Source organism: Microbacterium californiense, from assembly GCF_047246625.1.
Lineage (GTDB): Bacteria > Actinomycetota > Actinomycetes > Actinomycetales > Microbacteriaceae > Microbacterium.
Window position 1 is genome coordinate 396,129 of record NZ_JBFOKQ010000001.1, and the last position, 18,001, is coordinate 414,129.

At 70.7% G+C, this 18,001-nt stretch carries 16 protein-coding genes; 7 read left to right on the forward strand and 9 right to left on the reverse strand.

The features are described 5' to 3' along the window. Window positions 1–30 precede the first annotated feature (30 nt). The gene (locus AB3M82_RS01995; RefSeq protein WP_412955312.1) at window positions 31–1,056 is read right to left on the reverse strand and encodes an aldo/keto reductase; all 1,026 of its coding nucleotides are present in this window, start codon (window positions 1,054–1,056) and stop codon (window positions 31–33) included. A gap of 218 nt (window positions 1,057–1,274) precedes the next feature. After that, window positions 1,275–3,551 (reverse strand): polyribonucleotide nucleotidyltransferase, encoded by a 2,277-nt coding sequence (locus AB3M82_RS02000; protein ID WP_412955313.1) that lies wholly within the window; start codon window positions 3,549–3,551, stop codon window positions 1,275–1,277. Between the two features lie 361 nt (window positions 3,552–3,912). Between AB3M82_RS02000 and AB3M82_RS02005 the strand changes: the two genes are divergently transcribed. Further along, a complete protein-coding gene (locus AB3M82_RS02005; RefSeq protein ID WP_412955314.1) occupies window positions 3,913–5,223 on the forward strand; it encodes a UDP-glucose dehydrogenase family protein in 1,311 nt (436 codons plus the stop codon). A 2-nt stretch (window positions 5,224–5,225) separates the two neighbouring features. On the opposite strand, the gene AB3M82_RS02010 is transcribed toward AB3M82_RS02005, so the two are convergent. Next, on the reverse strand, window positions 5,226–7,151 hold the full coding sequence (locus AB3M82_RS02010) for a GDSL-type esterase/lipase family protein (RefSeq protein ID WP_412955315.1): 1,926 nt from the start codon (window positions 7,149–7,151) through the stop codon (window positions 5,226–5,228). A 154-nt stretch (window positions 7,152–7,305) separates the two neighbouring features. Between AB3M82_RS02010 and AB3M82_RS02015 the strand changes: the two genes are divergently transcribed. Both AB3M82_RS02015 and AB3M82_RS02020 read left to right on the forward strand, forming a co-directional pair. Continuing rightward, window positions 7,306–7,917: a DedA family protein gene (locus AB3M82_RS02015; protein ID WP_412955316.1), complete on the forward strand. Its 612-nt coding sequence runs from the start codon at window positions 7,306–7,308 to the stop codon at window positions 7,915–7,917. A gap of 10 nt (window positions 7,918–7,927) precedes the next feature. After that, window positions 7,928–8,104 carry a DUF5302 domain-containing protein gene (locus tag AB3M82_RS02020; protein WP_412955317.1) on the forward strand — a complete coding sequence of 59 codons (177 nt, stop codon included), beginning with the start codon at window positions 7,928–7,930 and terminating at the stop codon, window positions 8,102–8,104. Between the two features lie 43 nt (window positions 8,105–8,147). Here the strand turns inward: AB3M82_RS02020 and AB3M82_RS02025 are convergent, their stop codons facing one another. Genes AB3M82_RS02025 through AB3M82_RS02035 form a run of 3 tightly spaced genes read right to left on the reverse strand, consistent with a single transcriptional unit; the run spans window position 8,148 to window position 11,425 of the window. Further along, a complete protein-coding gene (locus AB3M82_RS02025) occupies window positions 8,148–9,500 on the reverse strand; it encodes an FAD-binding oxidoreductase (RefSeq protein ID WP_412955318.1) in 1,353 nt (450 codons plus the stop codon). A 52-nt stretch (window positions 9,501–9,552) separates the two neighbouring features. Then, window positions 9,553–10,197, reverse strand: coding sequence for an FMN reductase (locus tag AB3M82_RS02030; RefSeq protein ID WP_412955319.1), 645 nt, complete (start codon window positions 10,195–10,197; stop codon window positions 9,553–9,555). Between the two features lies 1 nt (window position 10,198). Beyond that, on the reverse strand, window positions 10,199–11,425 hold the full coding sequence (locus AB3M82_RS02035) for an LLM class flavin-dependent oxidoreductase (RefSeq protein WP_412955320.1): 1,227 nt from the start codon (window positions 11,423–11,425) through the stop codon (window positions 10,199–10,201). Between the two features lie 113 nt (window positions 11,426–11,538). Between AB3M82_RS02035 and AB3M82_RS02040 the strand changes: the two genes are divergently transcribed. The 3 genes from AB3M82_RS02040 to AB3M82_RS02050 are packed head-to-tail and all read left to right on the forward strand — an operon-like array spanning window position 11,539 to window position 14,639. Next, window positions 11,539–12,696 carry an acyltransferase family protein gene (locus AB3M82_RS02040; RefSeq protein ID WP_412955321.1) on the forward strand — a complete coding sequence of 386 codons (1,158 nt, stop codon included), beginning with the start codon at window positions 11,539–11,541 and terminating at the stop codon, window positions 12,694–12,696. 9 nt (window positions 12,697–12,705) lie between these two features. Continuing rightward, on the forward strand, window positions 12,706–13,584 hold the full coding sequence (locus AB3M82_RS02045; protein WP_412955322.1) for a serine hydrolase domain-containing protein: 879 nt from the start codon (window positions 12,706–12,708) through the stop codon (window positions 13,582–13,584). 50 nt (window positions 13,585–13,634) lie between these two features. Continuing rightward, a complete protein-coding gene (locus tag AB3M82_RS02050) occupies window positions 13,635–14,639 on the forward strand; it encodes an isopenicillin N synthase family dioxygenase (RefSeq protein ID WP_412955323.1) in 1,005 nt (334 codons plus the stop codon). Window positions 14,640–14,670: 31 nt separating this feature from the next. Here the strand turns inward: AB3M82_RS02050 and AB3M82_RS02055 are convergent, their stop codons facing one another. Together AB3M82_RS02055 and rpsO are read right to left on the reverse strand one after the other, a co-directional pair. Beyond that, window positions 14,671–15,510 (reverse strand): hypothetical protein, encoded by an 840-nt coding sequence (locus AB3M82_RS02055; RefSeq protein WP_412955324.1) that lies wholly within the window; start codon window positions 15,508–15,510, stop codon window positions 14,671–14,673. 146 nt (window positions 15,511–15,656) lie between these two features. After that, window positions 15,657–15,926 carry a 30S ribosomal protein S15 gene (gene rpsO, locus AB3M82_RS02060; protein WP_055993247.1) on the reverse strand — a complete coding sequence of 90 codons (270 nt, stop codon included), beginning with the start codon at window positions 15,924–15,926 and terminating at the stop codon, window positions 15,657–15,659. 188 nt (window positions 15,927–16,114) lie between these two features. Between rpsO and AB3M82_RS02065 the strand changes: the two genes are divergently transcribed. Beyond that, window positions 16,115–17,407, forward strand: coding sequence for an MFS transporter (locus AB3M82_RS02065; protein WP_412955325.1), 1,293 nt, complete (start codon window positions 16,115–16,117; stop codon window positions 17,405–17,407). A gap of 29 nt (window positions 17,408–17,436) precedes the next feature. Here AB3M82_RS02065 and AB3M82_RS02070 read toward each other — a convergent pair whose 3' ends face one another. Further along, window positions 17,437–17,988 (reverse strand): YceI family protein, encoded by a 552-nt coding sequence (locus AB3M82_RS02070; protein WP_412955326.1) that lies wholly within the window; start codon window positions 17,986–17,988, stop codon window positions 17,437–17,439. Window positions 17,989–18,001 lie beyond the last annotated feature (13 nt).

The following is an 18,001-nucleotide window of genomic DNA, read 5'->3' on the forward strand; positions in this document are numbered from 1 at the left end:
GCCACGCGGAGGACGGAGGGCGGGAGGCGCTCAGACGCCCGCTCGGGTCAGATCGGCGACCTGCACCCGAGACAGGGAGACGCCGGCGCCCTGCATGAGCTCGTCGACGTGCTCGGCGGCGAACGTGTTCACGATCGGAGCGACCACGGTCCGCTGCGCGAGGAGCCACGCGATCGACACCGCCGCGACAGGCACCGAGAGCTCCTCGGCGACCTGGTCCAGTGCGCGCAGCACGCGGATGCCGCGCCGGTTGAGGTGGCCGCGCAGCTGCTCTCCGCGCACGCCGCGCGACGTCAGCGCCTTGCTGCGGTGACGACCCGAGAGGAACCCGTGCTCCAGCGCGTGCGACGGCGTCACGGCGAGGTTCTGCGCACCGGCTACGAGGCGCAGATCGCCCTCGAAGGGCTGCCGTCGGATCAGGTTGTACGGCGCGTCGATCACCTGGATGCGCGGGTAGCCGGCGGCCGCGAGGATGCGCGCCTCGACCAGGCGTTCCGGCGCGAAGCCGTAGGCCCCGACCGCGCCGATCTTGCCGGCTTCGACGAGCCACTCGACCGTCGCGAGCGTGTCTTCGAGGTTGGTCGTCGCGTCGAGCGTGCCGTCGAGGTAGATCACATCGATGCGCTCGGCGCCGAGCCGGGTCAGGGACCCCTCGACGGCCCTCACCAGGTTCACGGAGCCGAGGCCCGGGTTGTCGGCATGGGCGCCGATGCGCGCGGCCAGGAGGACGCGATCGCGGAGCCCGCGGGAGCGCAGCCACTGCCCGATGATGTGCTCGCTTCGCCCGCCGGAGAACCCGTCGGCGGTGTGCACTGCGTTGCCCCCGATCTCGACGAAGCGGTCGAGGATGCCGTGGCTGGTCTCGAGGTCGACGTTCCAGCCGAACTCCGCAGCGCCCAGCATGAGGGGGAACGTCTCGAATCCGGTCTCGCCCAGCGGGACGCGGATCGACTCTCCCACGGCGGGCCCGACGATCGGGATGGGAGCCGACGGGTGCTCGATCAGCTGCGGTGCGCGCTCGGCAGCGGCCTCGCCGCCTGCGCTGAACAACCGCATCCTCTTCACCCCCACGTCGATCGGTGTGCACCGACCTGCGTACCCGCGTGTCACACCCCCCGGTGCGTACTTCGAGAGTAGGCGACGGCGGCGGGCCGGCCGACCAATCCACGGAACGGCGGACAAACTTCCCGTAACGGTTTGGTCACGAACACGGAGAAGGGCCCGAGAGCGACCGTTCCGGTCACATCTCGGGCCCTTCCCTCAGGAGGAGCCGATCACTCGGCGGCGGTCTCCTCGGCCGGTGCGGCGTCCGCAGCCGGAGCCTCGTCGATGACGGGCTCGAGCGACAGCTTGCCGCGGTCGTCGATCTTCGTGATCTTCACGAGGATCTTCTGGCCGACGGACAGGACGTCCTCGACGTTCTCGACGCGCTTCCCACCGGCGAGCTTGCGCACCTCGGTGACGTGCAGCAGGCCGTCCTTGCCGGGCAGCAGCGAGATGAAGGCGCCGAAGGTGGCGATCTTCACGACGGTGCCGAGGAACTGCTCGCCGACCTCCGGGTTGGTGGGGTTGGCGATCGCGTTCACCTGAGCGCGGGCGGCCTCGGCCGAGGGGCCGTCGGTCGCGCCGATGTAGACGGTGCCGTCCTCCTCGATGGAGATCTGCGCGCCGGTCTCGTCCTGGATCGCGTTGATCGTCTTGCCCTTCGGGCCGATCAGCTCGCCGATCTTGTCGACCGGGATCTGCACGCTGATGACGCGGGGCGCGGTCGGCGCCATCTCGTCGGGAGCGTCGATCGCGGCGTTGAGGACGTTGAGGATCGTCAGACGCGCGTCGCGTGCCTGGGTCAGCGCACCGGCCAGCACCGACGACGGGATGCCGTCGAGCTTGGTGTCGAGCTGGATCGCCGTGACGAACTCGCTGGTGCCGGCGACCTTGAAGTCCATGTCGCCGAGGGCGTCCTCCGCGCCGAGGATGTCGGTGAGCGCGGCGTAGCGCGTCTCGCCGTCGACCTGGTCGGAGACGAGGCCCATCGCGATGCCCGCGACGGGCGCGCGCAGCGGCACACCGGCGTTGAGCAGCGACAGGGTCGACGCGCAGACCGAGCCCATCGACGTCGAGCCGTTGGAGCCCAGCGCCTCGGACACCTGGCGGATCGCGTACGGGAACTCCTCGCGGCTCGGCAGGACCGGCACGAGGGCGCGCTCCGCGAGGAAGCCGTGCCCGATCTCGCGACGCTTCGGCGAACCCACACGGCCGGTCTCGCCGGTCGAGTAGGGCGGGAAGTTGTAGTGGTGCATGTAGCGCTTGCTCGTGGTGGGCGACAGCGAGTCGATCTGCTGCTCCATCTTGAGCATGTTCAGCGTGGTGACGCCCATGATCTGGGTCTCGCCGCGCTGGAAGATCGCCGACCCGTGCACGCGCGGGATGACCTGCACCTCGGCGTCGAGCGGACGGATGTCGGCCAGGCCGCGGCCGTCGATGCGGACGTTCTCGGTGAGGATGCGTCCGCGGACGATCTTCTTCGTGACCGACTTGTACGCCGCGGAGAACTCCAGCGGAGCGGCCGCGGGCAGGTTGCCGGCCTCGGTCGCCTCGATGAGCTCGGCCTTGACGCGGTCCTTGATCGCGTCGTCGGCGTTCTGGCGCTCGGTCTTGTCGGCGATCTGGTAGACGTCGCTCAGCTCTCCGTACGCACGCTCGGCGACGAAGTCGTAGACCTCGCTGCTGTACGGCGGGAAGACCGGGTACACGCCCGGCTCCTTCGACGCGGTCGCGGCGAGCTCGGCCTGGGCCTTGACCAGCTGGGCGATGAACGGCTTGGAGGCCTCGAGACCCTGGGCGACCACGGCCTCGTCGGGCTTGGTCGCGCCGGCCTTGATGAGGTTCCAGCTGCCTTCGGTGGCCTCGGCCTCGACCATCATGATCGCGACGTCCTCGGTGCCGTCGGCCTTCGTGATCACACGGCCGGCGACGATGAGGTCGAACACGGCCTCCCCGACCTGCTCGGCCGTCGGGAACGCGACCCACTGGTCGGCGTGCTCGCCGTGGCCGGGGATGAACGCGAGGCGCACACCGGCGACGGGACCGGAGAAGGGCAGACCCGAGATCTGCGTCGACGCCGAAGCGGCGTTGATCGCGAGAGCGTCGTAGAACTCGCCCGGGGCGATGGAGAGGACGGTGATGACGATCTGGACCTCGTTGCGCAGGCCGTCGACGAACGACGGGCGCAGCGGACGGTCGATCAGACGGCAGACCAGGATCGCCTCGGTCGAAGGGCGGCCCTCGCGCCGGAAGAACGAGCCGGGGATCTTGCCGGCGGCGTAGGAGCGCTCCTCGACGTCGACGGTCAGCGGGAAGAAGTCGAAGCCTTCACGCGGGTGCTTGCCGGCGCTGGTGGCCGAGAGGAGCATGGTCTCGCCGTCGAGGTAGGCGGCGACGGCGCCCTGAGCCTGCTGCGCGAGGCGGCCGGTCTCGAAGCGGATGGTGCGGGTGCCGAAGCGGCCGTTGTCGAGAACGGCCTCGGTGGCGGTGATTTCAGGACCTTCCAAGAGGTCTCTCCTTCTTTGTTTAGACTCGCGGGTCCGTGTGACGCGCGAGCGTGTTCATGAAGGAGCGGAACGGCCGGATATGGGCGCGCGAGCATTCTCGCGAATCTCACCTGCGCTGGCCACCAGTAGAAAGCCACCCGACGAGCGCCGAGGAACCCACCACAGGGGACCAGCTTCTCCGCCGATCGCTCCATGAGTCGTTGTGCAGTTGTACGACCGACCTGGGTCAGCCTCGCCCACTCTATCAGCGACGCCGGAAAATGCCCGTGACGTGGCAGGATCTCGAAGCGTCACCCGCCCGTCACGCGCCGTTCACCGCAGGGACGCCGCCCGGTGCGCGGCATCCGCTGACGTGGGCTCCATGCGCATGTCAGTGATCGGATGCGGGTACCTCGGTGCCGTGCACGCCGCAGCCATGGCCTCCCTCGGACACGACGTCGTGGGCATCGATGTCGATGAGACGCGGATCGCGATGCTCTCGCGCGGTGAGGCCCCCTTCTTCGAACCGCGGCTCGGCGAGCTGCTCGCCGAGGGCATCGCGTCGGGACGGCTGCGCTTCCGCACCGAGATGGCCGACGCCGCCGGGGCCGACGTGCACTTCCTCGCCGTCGGCACGCCGCAGCTCCCGGGCGGGCACGCCGCCGACCTCCGCTTCGTCGACGCCGCGGTCGACGCGCTGCTGCCGCATCTGCGCGCCGGGGACATCGTCGCGGGAAAGTCCACCGTGCCCGTCGGCACGGCCGCCGCCCTCGCGCGGAGGATCGAGCCGGCGGGCGCCACCCTCGTCTGGAACCCGGAGTTCCTCCGCGAGGGATGGGCGGTCCACGACACGATCTCCCCCGATCGCATCGTGGTCGGGGTGCCCGACGGCGAGGAGGGAGCGCGAGCCGCCGACCTCCTCCGCGACGCCTACCGTCCCGCCGTCGAGGCGGAGACCCCGTTCCTGGTCACCGACCTCGCCACCGCCGAGCTGGTGAAGGGGGCGGCCAACGCCTTCCTCGCGACCAAGATCTCGTTCATCAACGCCATGGCCGAGATCGCCGACGCCGCGGGCGCGGACGTCGCGCTGCTGGCGGACGCCCTGGGGCACGACACCCGGATCGGGCGACGCTACCTCGGTTCGGGCATCGGCTTCGGCGGGGGCTGCCTGCCGAAGGACATCCGCGCCTTCGCCGCCCGCGCCGAGGAGCTCGGCCGCGGGGAGGCGGTCGGGTTCCTGCGCGAGGTCGACGCGATCAACCTCCGCCGCCGCGACCGTGCGGTGCAGCTCGTGATCGACGCCCTCGACGGCCAGTTGTTCGGACGCCGGATCGCGGTCCTCGGGGCCGCCTTCAAGCCGTTCAGCGACGACATCCGAGATTCGCCGGCCCTGGACGTGGCGGTGCGCCTGCGCGGGCTCGGCGCGGACGTCGTGGTCACCGACCCGGCCGCGATCGACAACGCAGCCGCCGCGCATCCGCAGCTCGGCTTCGCGCGGGACCGCGACGAAGCGCTGCGCGATGCGGATGCGGTCGTGATCGTGACCGAGTGGGACGAGTACCGTCGCGAGCTCTCCCCCGCGCACGCCGGCGCACTGGTCCGGCGACGCATCGTGGTCGACGGACGCAACTGCCTGGATGCCGCGGCCTGGCGGGCCCAGGGCTGGAACTACCGCGGGATGGGCCGCCGCTGAGCTCAGCCGACCGACACGCCGCGGCTCGTGCTCGAGCGCCCGACGTACACGTAGTCGTCGTGCTTGGCGACCCGGCCGTCGCCCGCGGTGCGGCCGTGCAGGCGCCGCCACACCCACGGGAGGGCGTGGCGCGACCACCAGAGCCCCCGCCCGATCGCGGTGGACTCGTGCAGCGCCGCATCCAGGGCGCCGAGCGCGTCGGCGTGCGGGACGCCCAGCATCTCGCCCGCCCGATAGGCGAGGAACCGGTGACCGCTGCTGCTGAGGTGCACCAGGTCCTCCCCCCAGTGCTCGCGCTCGCGCAGCGTCGGGTGCAGGTCCGTGTCGATCATCATCGCCCCGGTCCGGGCCGCGACACCGGCGAGTGCCGTCGCGAAAGTCGAGAACCTCGCCGCGTAGATCGATGCGGCGCGCTGTCCGGGCAGGAACGGCGTGACGAGGAGCACGGTGGCGCCCCCGGCGCGCAGCTCCCCCACCGCGCCCTCGAGCGCCGTCGCGAGGGCGGGGATGTCGACACGCGGCTTCACGAGGTCGTTCGCCCCGACGAGGATCGACACGAGGTCCGGGCGCAGCTGCCGCGCGCGGTCCAGCTGCGGGCCGCACACGTCGGCGACGCGCTTGGATCGGATCGCGAGGTTGGCGTAGTGCAGGCCGCCGCGCGCCGCGAGGAGCAGCGCGAGGCGGTCGGCCCATCCGCGCAGCGCGCCGTCGGGCGCCGGGTCGCACAGCCCCTCGGTCAGCGAATCGCCCAGGGCCACGTAGCGCTGCCACCGGACCGGCTCGGACGCGGCGGGCGGCTCGGGGCGCACGACCCGGCGAGCGCGGAGCGACCGATCGATCGCGTGCAGGCGCTGCGCCTCGTCGAAGTGCCCGAGCAGCTGGTCGCACACGCTGGCCCAGGACCGGGTCTGCACCGCCGCGTGACCGGCCTCGCCGAAGGCCCGCCGCTTGCGTGCGTCGCCGGCGAGGTCGGACACGCGCATGCGAAGGTCGTCGAGGTCGCCGGGCCGGTAGAGCCAGCCGTCGATCCCCATGCGCACAAGGTCGAGCGGACCGCCGCTACCGGTGGCCACCACGGGGATGCCGCTGGCATGCGCCTCCTGCAGGGTCTGCCCGAAGGTCTCGCTCTCGCCCGGGTGTACGAACACGTCGAACGAGGCCACGGCTGCGGCGAGCGCCGCACCGCTGAGGTGGCCGAGGAAGACCGCGTCCGGGAGGAGCGCCTCCAGGCGCGCCCTGCTGGGGCCGTCTCCGACGATGACGAGACGGGTGCCCGGGATGGACCGCAGCGCCGCCAGGTCCTCGACCTGCTTCTCGGGGGCGAGACGCCCGACGTAGCCGATGACGACCCCTGCTCCCCAGGTCGCCCGCAGCTCGTCGTCCCTCATGCTGGGATGGAATCTCTCGGCGTCGACGCCGCGACCCCACCGCCGCAGGCGATCGACCCCGAGCCGCTCCAGCTGGAGCGCGGACTCCGAGGACGGCGCGAGGGTGAGCGTGGCGCGACGATGCAGCCGGGCGATGTGGCTCTGGGCGAGACCGGTCGTGGCGGCGACGCGGTACCTCTCCGTGTAGGCGGCCACGTCGGTCTGGTAGGCCGCGACGGAGGCGACCTGCAGCCGCTCGGCGGCGAGCACGCCGCGCCATCCCAGGGCGAACGGAGAGGCGAGGTGAACGACGTCGGGCGCGAATCCGCGTAGCGAGGCGGCCAGGCGCGACGCCGGCGAGGTGCCCACGCGCACGTTCCGGTATCCGGGGAGGGCGAAGCTGGGGATCGCCTCGACCGGCGCTCCGTGCGTCTCGGCCGGCATGCCTGCGGCGGCCGGAGCGAGCACGCGGGCCTCGTGCCCCTGCCTCTCGAGGTGACGCAGGATCTGCAGCACCGACCCGGTCACGCCGTTCATGTGCGGAAGGAAGGACTCTGTCACGATCGCGACTCTCACATCCCCAGGATGGCGCCCGACGACGGCGACGGAGGCGCGGACGGGCCCTGCGCACCGGATGTTCACCCGATGCACGAAAGCCTGTCACCGGCTATGCGGACTTCATTCGCCGTTCACCGCCGGGAGGCACCGTAGGGCTGTGCCCGCTGATCTGCTCACCACCGTGCTCACCGGCCCGTGGGCTCTCGTCGGGATGGGCCTCCTGGTCCTCGGCGACGCGTTCCTCGTGGTGATCCCCGGCGAGGTCGCGGTGACCGCCCTGGGCGCGGCATCCGTCTCCACCGGTTCTCCCCCGCTCTGGGCGGTCATCGCCTGCGCCACCGCGGCTGCAGCGCTGGGCGACGTCGCCTGCTACCTGATCGGACGGCACGTCGGCACGGAGCGATGGCGGTGGATGCGGTCGCCGCGGGTGCGCCGCGCCCTCGGGTGGGCGCATCGCCGGCTCGACGGAGGGATGGCGACGGTGCTCTTCACCGCGCGCTTCGTCCCCTTCGCGCGTCTGGCCATCAACCTCGTGGCGGGCGCGTCGCGCGTGCACGCTCCGCGGTACCTCGCGCTGGTCGTCGTGGCCGCCGCGGGATGGGCCGCCTATCAGGCCTCCGTCGGAGCCGCCGTCGCGGCGATCCTTCCCGGCGGTCCGCTCGTCGCCGTCCCCGTGTCCGTCGTCGTGGCGATCGGGCTGGGACTCGTGATCGACCTGGTCACGCGTCGCGCACGACGCGGCCTCCCGGGCGACGCACCCGTGGCCTAGGCTGGCGGGCATGAGCACCGAAGATGGCGCCTCCTCCTCAGAGGAGATGAAGCGCAAGTTCAAGGAAGCGCTCGAGAAGAAGAACGCGCACCACCGGCAGGGCGAGGCCCACCTGGACGGCGACTCCGCCGTCCACGGCGCTGCGGCTCCGCAGACGCGGCGCGAGTTCCGACGCAAGAGCGGTTGACCGCTGATGCGGGGGACGACGACGCGTCCCCCGCATCCCCTTCTCACCGGGGCAGACGGCCCTCGTGCAGGAGCGCCTCCGGGTCCAGCCGCTCGCGGACCGCGCGCAGTCGCTCGAGATCGGCCGTCGGCGCGGAGCGCTCCAGCGTCTCCCCGGCGCTGAGGAACGTCGGCACCAGCCGATCCGAGGCTGCGGGGGCCAGTACGTCTGCGAGCCCGGCGAGGCTCGCCTCGCCGGCGAGCGCCGGGGCATCGGGGAACAGGGGCGCCAGCCCGTGGACCAGCCATTCCGATGAGCCGACGCCCGCGAAGCCGGGACGGCGAGGAGTCCGCAGCGCCCCGCCGAGCATCCGCAGCTCCACGCCCATGAGGGGCCACTGCTCCGGACGCTCGCGGAAATCGATCAGCGCGTCGATCAGCCGGTCGTCCATGCCGGTCAGCGCCGCGGAGACGCCACGGCCGGCCATCGGCTCGGTCGGCTCGTTCGACTGGGCGATGAGCGCGGCGGGCGAGGTGGGACCCTCCGCCTGACGCAGCGGTGCGGCAGCCGCGCACAGCGCGTCGAGGGCCGATGCGGCGGCGCCGTCCGCCGAGAGCAGCTGGACGGCGACGAAGCTCCGGCCGCGCACCTCGTCGGGGAGCAGGGGCACGTCGGGCATGCGCATGGAGTTGACGAACACGTTGAGCGACGCCGGAGCCTCCGGCGCGAGGTCGCGCACCGCCCGCAGCACCGCCGCCGAATCGGCCGCGTCGAACATCAGCGACGCACCCCACGGGTGAGGGGTCGGGACGAGGTCGATCTCGAGCGCGGTGACGATGCCGACGACGCCCGCCGCGCCGCGCAGACTCCACATCAGCTCGGGATCGGTGTCATCGTCGATGCGGTCGTGGCTGCCGTCCGGACGCAGGAGCCACACGGCGCGGAGGTTGTCGGACCCGAGCCCGGCCGTGCGGCTGAACCACGAATGGCCGCCGTTGAGCGTATAGCCCGCGACGCTCACGACCGGGCTCGTCCCCGCCGGAGCAGCCCAACCCGAGCCCTCGAGGGCCGAGACCACCGCCCCCCAGCTCACCCCGGCTCCCGCGGTCACGACGCCCTCCTGCGTATCCACACGCAGATCGTCGAAGCGCGACATCCGGACGAGGATCGTCTCGGCGAGGTCACCGGAGGCGCCGTGGCCGCTCGGCTGGACGGCGATGCGGAGCCCGCTGTCACGGGCCGCCTGCAGCAGGACGCGGAGGTCGTCGACACCGGCGGGGATCGCGACCGCGGCCGGATGCTGCGCGACCGCGAGGTTCCACGGCAGGCGCGCGGCGTCGAAGCCGTCGTCGTGCGGGAGGAGGAGCGCGCCGGTCAGGGAGCGACGCGCGCTGACGAGGAGCTCTGCGGCGGACATGACGCCACCGTACGATGCCGGGCGGACATTGTCGATGGCATCCTGTTCACGCTCACTCCCCCGCGAGTCCTCCGAGCATGTGGCCGAACGAGCGCCCCTCACCGAGGTACGTGGACGGATCGAAGGGGTCTGCGACGACCGCGGCATCCCGACGCGCGATCGCCTCGGCGAGCTCGCGTGCGCCCTTCTCGACCCGCTTGGCGAGCGGAGCCACGTCGTCTCCCGCGCCGCCCCAGTCGCTCGAGGCGGCGAAGACACCGGTCGACACGGCCTCGGCGTGCAGGTAGGCGAACAGCGGGCGGATCGCGTAGTCGATCGCGAGCGAGTGCCGAGCGGTGCCCGCGTTCGCGCCGATGAGCACCGGCTTGCCGGTGAGGGCGTCCGGATCGAGCACGTCGATGAACGACTTGAAGAGTCCGGAGTAGCTGGTGGAGAAGATCGGCGTCACGGCGATCAGAGCATCCGCGGAGACGATCGTGTTGATCGCCGTCTCGAGAGCGGGGGGCGCGAAGCCGGTGAGCATGTTGTTCGTGATGTCGTGCGCGTAGTCGCGCAGCTCGATCACGTCGACGGTTGCCTGGATGTCGCGCTCCGCGAGGGCCTTGATCGTCTCGGCCGCGAGGCGGTCGGCGAGCATGCGCGTCGAGGAGGGGTTCGAGAGTCCGGCCGACACGACCGCGATCCGACGCGTGGTCATCTCACGCCTCCTTCCGGCCGAGCCCGAACGCGGCACCGGCGGGCGCCGGGGTGTCCTGGTACGGGGTGTCACCGGTGAGGTTGTCGCCGCGGTTGGCGCCGGGACGCGCCTGCCGGGTGGGGCCGTCGCCGAACTCGGCGCGCACCCGGGCCGCGTGCGTCGGGGCGTCGGGCACCGTCTCCGGACGGTTGTGGGACAGCTCCTTGCGGAGGACGGGCACGACCTCGGAGCCGAGGATGTCCAGCTGCTCCAGCACGGTCTTGAGCGGCAGCCCCGCGTGATCGATGAGGAAGAGCTGACGCTGGTAGTCGCCGAAGTGGTCGCGCATCGCCGCGTACCGGTCAATGACCTGCTGCGGCGAGCCCACGGTGAGAGGCGTCATCTCGGTGAAGTCCTCCATGCTGGGACCGTGGCCGTAGACGGGCGCGTTGTCGAAGTAGGGGCGGAACCGATCGACGGCATCCTGCGACTTCGCCGCCATGAACACCTGCCCGCCCAGGCCGACGATCGCCTGCTCGGGCGTGCCGTGCCCGTAGTGGGCGTAGCGCTGGCGGTAGAGCTCGATCAGTCGCTGGTAGTGCTCCTTCGGCCAGAAGATGTTGTTGGCGAAGAACCCGTCGCCGTAGTACGCGGCCTGCTCGGCGATCTCCGGGGTGCGGATCGAACCGTGCCAGACGAAGGGCGCGACTCCGTCGAGCGGGCGCGGGGTGGAGGTGAACCCCTGGAGGGGAGTGCGGAACTTGCCCTCCCAGTCCACGACGTCCTCCCGCCACAGCTTGTGCAGCAGCGCGTAGTTCTCGATCGCGAGCGGGAGGCCCTGTCGGATGTCCTTGCCGAACCACGGGTACACGGGGCCGGTGTTGCCGCGCCCGAGCATGAGGTCCATGCGTCCGCCCGATACGTGCTGGAGCATCGCGTACTCCTCCGCGATGCGGACCGGGTCGTTCGTGGTGATCAGCGTCGTCGAGGTGGACACGATCAGGCGTTCGGTCCGAGCGGCGAGCGCGGCCAGGAAGGTCGTGGGGCTCGAGGACCAGAACGGCGGGTTGTGGTGCTCGCCGATCGCGAAGACGTCCAGCCCGACCTCTTCGGCATGGGTCGCGATCGCCAGGGTCGCCTGGATGCGCTCCTGCTCGCTGGGGGTGATGCCGGTGGTGGGGTCGCGCGTGATGTCGCTGACCGACATGATGCCGAACTGCATCGACGGCGTTCCGGACTGCTCGCTCATGATTGCTCCGTCTTCTCCGAAGCAGACGCCTCTCGGCATCCGTTTCTATTCACTTGAATGTATATGAGTCAACGCGCTGCCGACAACTTTATTCCCGACGGTAGCCTCGGAGAATGAGCACCACAGGAGCCGGCTCCCCCGCGCCGGCCACAGGATCGACTCCGCGCCCGCGCCGCCGCGTCCCCTTCTGGGACAATGCGCGGTACGCCTGCATCGTCCTGGTGGTCCTGGGGCACGCGATCCAGCGGCTCATCTACGACTCTGACATCGCCTTCGCGTTCTACCTCGCTCTCTACGCCTTCCACATGCCGGCCTTCGCGATCATCTCGGGCTACTTCTCGAAGTCCGGCTCGCCGACGAAGACGCAGATGGCGAGGGTCGTCACCGACATCCTCCTCCCCTACGTGATCTTCGAGACCCTGTGGACGCTGACGAAGTGGCTGGTCGAGGGGCAGGCGAACCCCAACCCGACCAAGCCGTCGTGGACCCTGTGGTTCCTGCTCGCCCTCGGGATCTTCCGGCTCGTGCTGCCCTATCTCGCCCTTCTCCGCTGGCCACTGTTCTGGACCGTCGCGATCTCGATCGGAGTCGGCTACCTCCCCAACGTCGACAGCACGTTCTCGCTGTCGCGCACCCTCGGACTGCTCCCGTTCTTCACGCTGGGGTGGTGGCTGCGCGACAAGGACATCGTGGCGCGGCTGCGGCTGCTGGACTTCCGTCCGTGGTGGATCCGCGTGGCCGCGGTGACGGTGCTGGGCGCGGCGGGCTGGGCGGCCTGGCACTGGCTGCCGTTCTGGCAGGAGTTCGACCTGCGGCACTGGCTGTTCTACGAGGACGCCTACGCCGACCTCGCCGGCGACCAGTGGTGGGCCGGAGGCGTGCGCCTTGCGCTCATGCTCCTCGCGGTCGTGCTGTGCGCCTCGTTCTTCGCGCTCATCCCCCGCGGGACGTACTGGTGGACGGCGTTCGGCCAGTACACGATGTACGTCTTCCTGCTCCACTCGTTCGTGCTCTACCCCTTCCGCGAATCCGGCGCCCTGCGGGGCCTCGACCCGACCTGGATCTGGCTGCCGCTGGTCACGATCCTGTCGGTGCTCGTGGCGCTGCTCCTGGCGACCCGGCCGGTGCGATGGGTGTTCCGCCCTCTCGTCGAGCCCCGGCCGCGCTGGCTGTTCGCCGACCCCGAGCTGTCGTCCCGGGAAGGACGGCGCAACGACCCCACGGGGTCACGCCGCCCGCGCCCGCCCGAGCGGCTCGGATCGCGGCGGTAGCCTGAGACGATGACCCGAGCCGAGGACGTCCGCGACCGCATCGTCGACGAGGTGGCGTCTTCCGGCTTCGGGGCGCACGGCCTCCATGTCCGCATCGGCGACGACGTCGCGAAGTACCGCTGGACGCCGGATGTGCGCGAGGACATCCATTCGGCGGCCAAGGGCGTGTGCGTCCTGGCGGCCGGGATCGCCGCGGACGAGGGCGAGATCTCTTTCGACACTCCCATCTCCGAGTACCTGGCCGACATCGAATACGGAGCCGGGGCCGAGCGCGTGACGCTCAGGGATCTGCTCACGATGTCGAGCGGCATCGACCTCCCCTGGTCGGAGACGATGATGACCGATTGGCCGGACCTCGCCCGCGAGTTCCTCTCCCGCCCGTCGCGCGGGCGGGTCTTCCAGTACTCCAACGCCAGCACCTACACCGCCATGCGGGTGCTCGCTGCTCGGGTGGGCGATGTGGTCGACTACCTGCGTCCCCGCCTCTTCACCCCCCTCGGGATCGATCCCGTCGAGTGGGAGCGCTGCCGGAACGGCTGGATCCTGGCGGGCAGCGGACTGCTGCTGCGCACCGAGGAGCTCGCCCGGCTGGGCCGGCTCCTCCGCGACGGAGGCGTCTGGGACGGGCGGCGTCTGGTCGGTGCGCACTGGGTCGACGCCATGCATGCCGACTGGGTGCCGGCCGGGGAGGGTCCGGCATACGAGCGCTACGCGCTCGCGGGCTGGGCGGGGCCGGGGTCGGCCTGGCGACTGCACGGGGCGCACGGCCAGCTCCTCCTGTTCGTCGGCGACGCCGTGGTGACCGTCACCGCGGCCGACCACTTCGGCGCAGATGCCCTGGCGGCGTCCGTGGTGCGGATGCTGGAGGACCGGCCTTCCCGTCGGTAACCCTGCGCAACACTGCGCGGTCGCGGCGTCGCGGGACGTACCCTCGTGCCATGGCTGAACTCTCGCTCCCGATCCTCGATCTGTCCCGGCTCGACGACGGCCCGGAGGCGGCGGAACGCTTCCGTGCCGACCTTCGCACCGCGACACACGACGTCGGCTTCTTCTACCTCACCGGCACCGGCATCTCACCCGAGCTGGAAGCGCGCCTGCACCAGGCGGCGCTGGACTTCTTCGCACTGCCGGAGGAGGACAAGCTCGCGATCGAGAACGTGAACAGCCCGCACTTCCGCGGATACACCCGCATCGGCGGCGAGCGCACGCAGGGCGCGATCGACTGGCGCGAGCAGATCGACATCGGCCCCGAGCGCGAGCCGGTCAGCGAGGGGCCGGCCTTCAACCGGCTCATCGGCCCGAACCTCTGGCCCTCCGCTCAGCCCGAGCTCCAGGAGATCGTGACCGAATGGCACGCGACCCTGTCCGACGTCGCGCGCAAGCTGCTGCGGGCGTGGGCCGAGGCTCTCGGGGCGGAGGCGTCGTACTTCGACGAGCACTTCGGAGAGCCGTCGACCCTCATCAAGATCGTCCGCTACCCCGGCACCCACGAGCCGGAGCCGCAGCAGGGAGTCGGCGCCCACAAGGACTCCGGGGTGCTGACGCTGCTCTGGGTCGAGCCGGGCAAGGGCGGCCTGCAGGTCGAACGCGATGGACAGTGGGTCGATGCTCCCCCGGTGCCCGGGGCGTTCGTCGTCAACATCGGCGAACTCCTCGAGTACGCGACCGGCGGCTATCTCAAGGCGACGAACCACCGCGTGGTGTCGCCGAAGGCGCCGGACGAGCGGATCTCGATCCCGTTCTTCTTCAATCCCGCGCTCGACAAGCGGCTTCCGCTCATCGAGCTGCCGGCGGAGCTGGCTGCCGCGGCCACGGGCGTGACCGACGATCCGGCCAACCCGATCCACGCGCTCTACGGCGAGAACGCCCTGAAGTCGCGTCTGCGCGCGCATCCGGATGTCGCCGGCATCCACCACCCGGACCTCGTCGCCGCGACCGCCTGACCGGCGCGTCGTCCCGGGCCCGCGGCGACGTCTAGCGCCCCGGAGCGAAGGACGCCCCGACGAACACCAGCAGGATGCCGACACCGACGATCGCCCCGATCGGAGCGGACACCGGGAGGAGGACGACCGCGATCAGAGCTCCCTCCGCCAGCACGAGGGAGAGCAAATGGGGCCATCGCCACGCAGCTCCGACGGCGGGGAGGCCGATCTCGGAGGAGAACGCGAGCATCCACACGAGGAAGCCGATCATCGTCGCCAGGGAGAGCACGTGTCCCAGGAAGCCGGCCGCCGTCGCCGTCACTGCGCCCAGTGCGAGCGCCACGCCCACGAGGATCGTGCCGACGCGAGCGGTGCCCCGCAGCCGGACGGGAACGGGGCGCGTGCGCGGGGCCGCGGAGCGAGACGACCGCAGCAGGGCGATCCCATATCCACCCAGACCCAGGAGCACCACCGCGCTCGGGGCGAGACGGAGAACGAGCGGCGCATCGTCGACGAACACGGCCGCCCCGAAGAGCCCGAGCGCCGGGAGGAGGACCGCGACGGCCGCGACGACACGGAGAGGGTGCTGGGGTGCTCTCCGCGGCTGCGGGCGCCCAGGGCGTCGAGCCACGCCGGCGGACAGCTGCGTCCACAGCAGGAACCCGAAGAGCAGAACCGTGGCGCTCTCCACGCCGTCGTCGCGCAGCGCAGTGATGTAGACGAAGAGGAAGACCGCGATGGCGACGGCCGAGCTGAGCTGCTGCCACGCCCGATCGCGACGGTCGGCTGCGGTTTCGCGCGGGTCCGCCTCGGCGGGAGCCGCATCGATGTGCCGGCCCGCGGTGTGCGGCTGGCGCGTGGTCGTCGGCCCGGTTGCAGGGGTCTGCTCCATGGTCTGCCTCCTTCGAGAACCGAACTGGCAGTGAACATCGCTCGTGCCGCGAAGTCAAGGGATCCATCCGGCCGGATACGACGAAGGCCGCCCCACACCTGGGGCGGCCTTCTCAAGAATGTTTTGCGCGATTGAACGCTAGTCGCTCAGCGGCGGAGTCCGAGACGCTCGATCAGCGAGCGGTAACGCTCGATGTCGATGTCCTGGAGGTAGCCGAGCAGACGACGGCGCTGACCCACGAGCAGGAACAGACCACGACGCGAGTGGTGGTCGTGCTTGTGCTCCTTCAGGTGCTCGGTGAGGTCCTTGATGCGCTGCGTCAGCATTGCGACCTGCACCTCGGGGGATCCGGTGTCACCGGGGTGCGTCGCGTACTCTTCGATGATCGCCTTCTTGACGTCTGCTTCGAGTGCCATAGATTCGATCCCCTTTCAGCTTGTTGCGCGGCGCCCGACGCCTGATGCGTGGGCTCTCTTTATCCGCGGCCGATCGAACGGCAACCTGAAGAGTCTACCAGCCGCCGTCCCCTCCGGGCGACCGCTGCCCCGGGCGAGGATGCGATACTCCGATACGCTCGAGGAGTGCAGCACGACCAGGCGCCGCGATGAGCGGATCACGCGGACACTTCATCGATCTCTCCCCCCTGACGGCCAGTCCCGCCTTCGCCCGCATGTGGATCGGCTCCGCCCTCGCGGGCATCGGCGGACAGCTCACGATCGTGACCGTCATGCTCCACGTGTTCGAGCTCACCGGGAGCACGTTCGCCGTCTCCATGATCGCCGTCGCCGGTCTCGTCCCCATGATCCTCGCGGGGCTGTACGGCGGCATGCTCGCCGACGCCTTCGACCGCCGTCGCGTCGCACTGATCGCCGCGACCGTGACCTTCCTCTCCACCGCCCTCCTCGCCGCACTGACATGGACGGGCGGCGAGACAATCTGGTGGCTGTACGTGCTCAGCATGATCAACTCGGCGGCGAACTCCGTCGGCATGGCGACCCGGACGGCGATCGTGCCGCGCCTGATCCCCCGCGACAAGCTCGCCGCCGCCTCGGCGCTCAACGGCGTCTCGATGGGCATCACCGTCATGGCCGGCCCCGCCCTCGCCGGGCTCCTCGTCGCCCTCACCGGATACGGCTGGACCTACACGATCGACGTCGTGCTCATGCTGTCCATGTTCCTCGGACTGTGGACGCTCCCGACCCTGCGGCCGGAGGGTCGGATCGTGCGGCCCGGACTCGCCTCACTGGTGGACGGCTGGCAGTTCCTCCGCGGCGCCGGGAACATCCGGATGCAGTACATCGTCGACATCATCGCGATGACCTTCGGCCAGCCGCTCGTGCTCTTCCCCGCGCTCGGCACGGTGCTCCTCGGCGGCGGCGCCCTGACCACCGGCATCCTGACCGCCGCGGTCGCGGTGGGCACCTTCGCCTCGAGCCTGCTCTCCGGCCGCGTGGTGCAGTACCGCTGGCACGGCCGCGGCATCGAGAGGGCGGTGGAGGCGTACGGGGCGTCGATCCTCGCCTTCGGCGCCGTGCTCCTTCTCGGAGCCCTGCTGCCCCCGGTGTCCGAGACGTCGCCGAACATCGCGCTGATCGTCGCGGCGTGCATCGCTCTCGCCCTGTCGGGCGCCGCCGACAACGTCAGCTCGATCTACCGCAACACGATGATGCAGGCCGCGGTTCCGGATGCCATGCGGGGCCGCCTGCAGGGCGTCTTCATCGTCGTCGTCGCCGGTGGGCCCCGGGTCGGCGCCCTCTACGCGGGCACGCTCTCGACCTTCACGGCCCTGTGGTTCCCACCCCTGCTCGGCGGGGTGATCGTGATCGCGCTCGTCGCGTTCCTCGTGCAGCGCAGCCCGCGGTTCCGCGAATACGACGCAGAGAACCCCGAGCCGTGATCGGCCCGGGGTTCTCGAAGAGCTGAGCCTCAGTCCTGCTGGAGCGCGCCCTGCAGGTCGAGGTTGATCGTCACGTCCTTGCCGACGAGCACCCCGCCGGTCTCGAGCGCGGCGTTCCAGGTGAGACCGAAGTCCTCGCGGTTGATGACGGTCTTCGCCGAGGCGCCGGCCTTGTAGTTGCCGTACGGGTCGTTGCCGAAGCCGCCGAAGTCGAACTCGAAGCTCACCGGCTTGGTGATGCCGCGGATCGTGAGGTCGCCGTCGATGAAGAAGTCGCCGTCCTCGACGCGCGCGCCGGTGGAGACGAACTCCATCGTCGGGTAGTTCTCCGTGTCGAAGAAGTCGGCGGAACGGAGGTGGCCGTCGCGACCCTCGTCGTTGGTGTCGATCGACGTGACGTCCACGCTCGCCTCGACCTTGGCGTCGAGCGGGTTCTCGGGGGCCACGAGCGTCGCGCTCTTGACGCCGAAGGAGCCGCGCACCTTCGAGATCATCATGTGGCGGACGCTGAAGGTGACCTCGCTGTGGGCGGGGTCGAGAACCCAGGTGCCGGGGCGGTAGCCGGGGATGTCGATGGTCATGGAATCTCCTCAC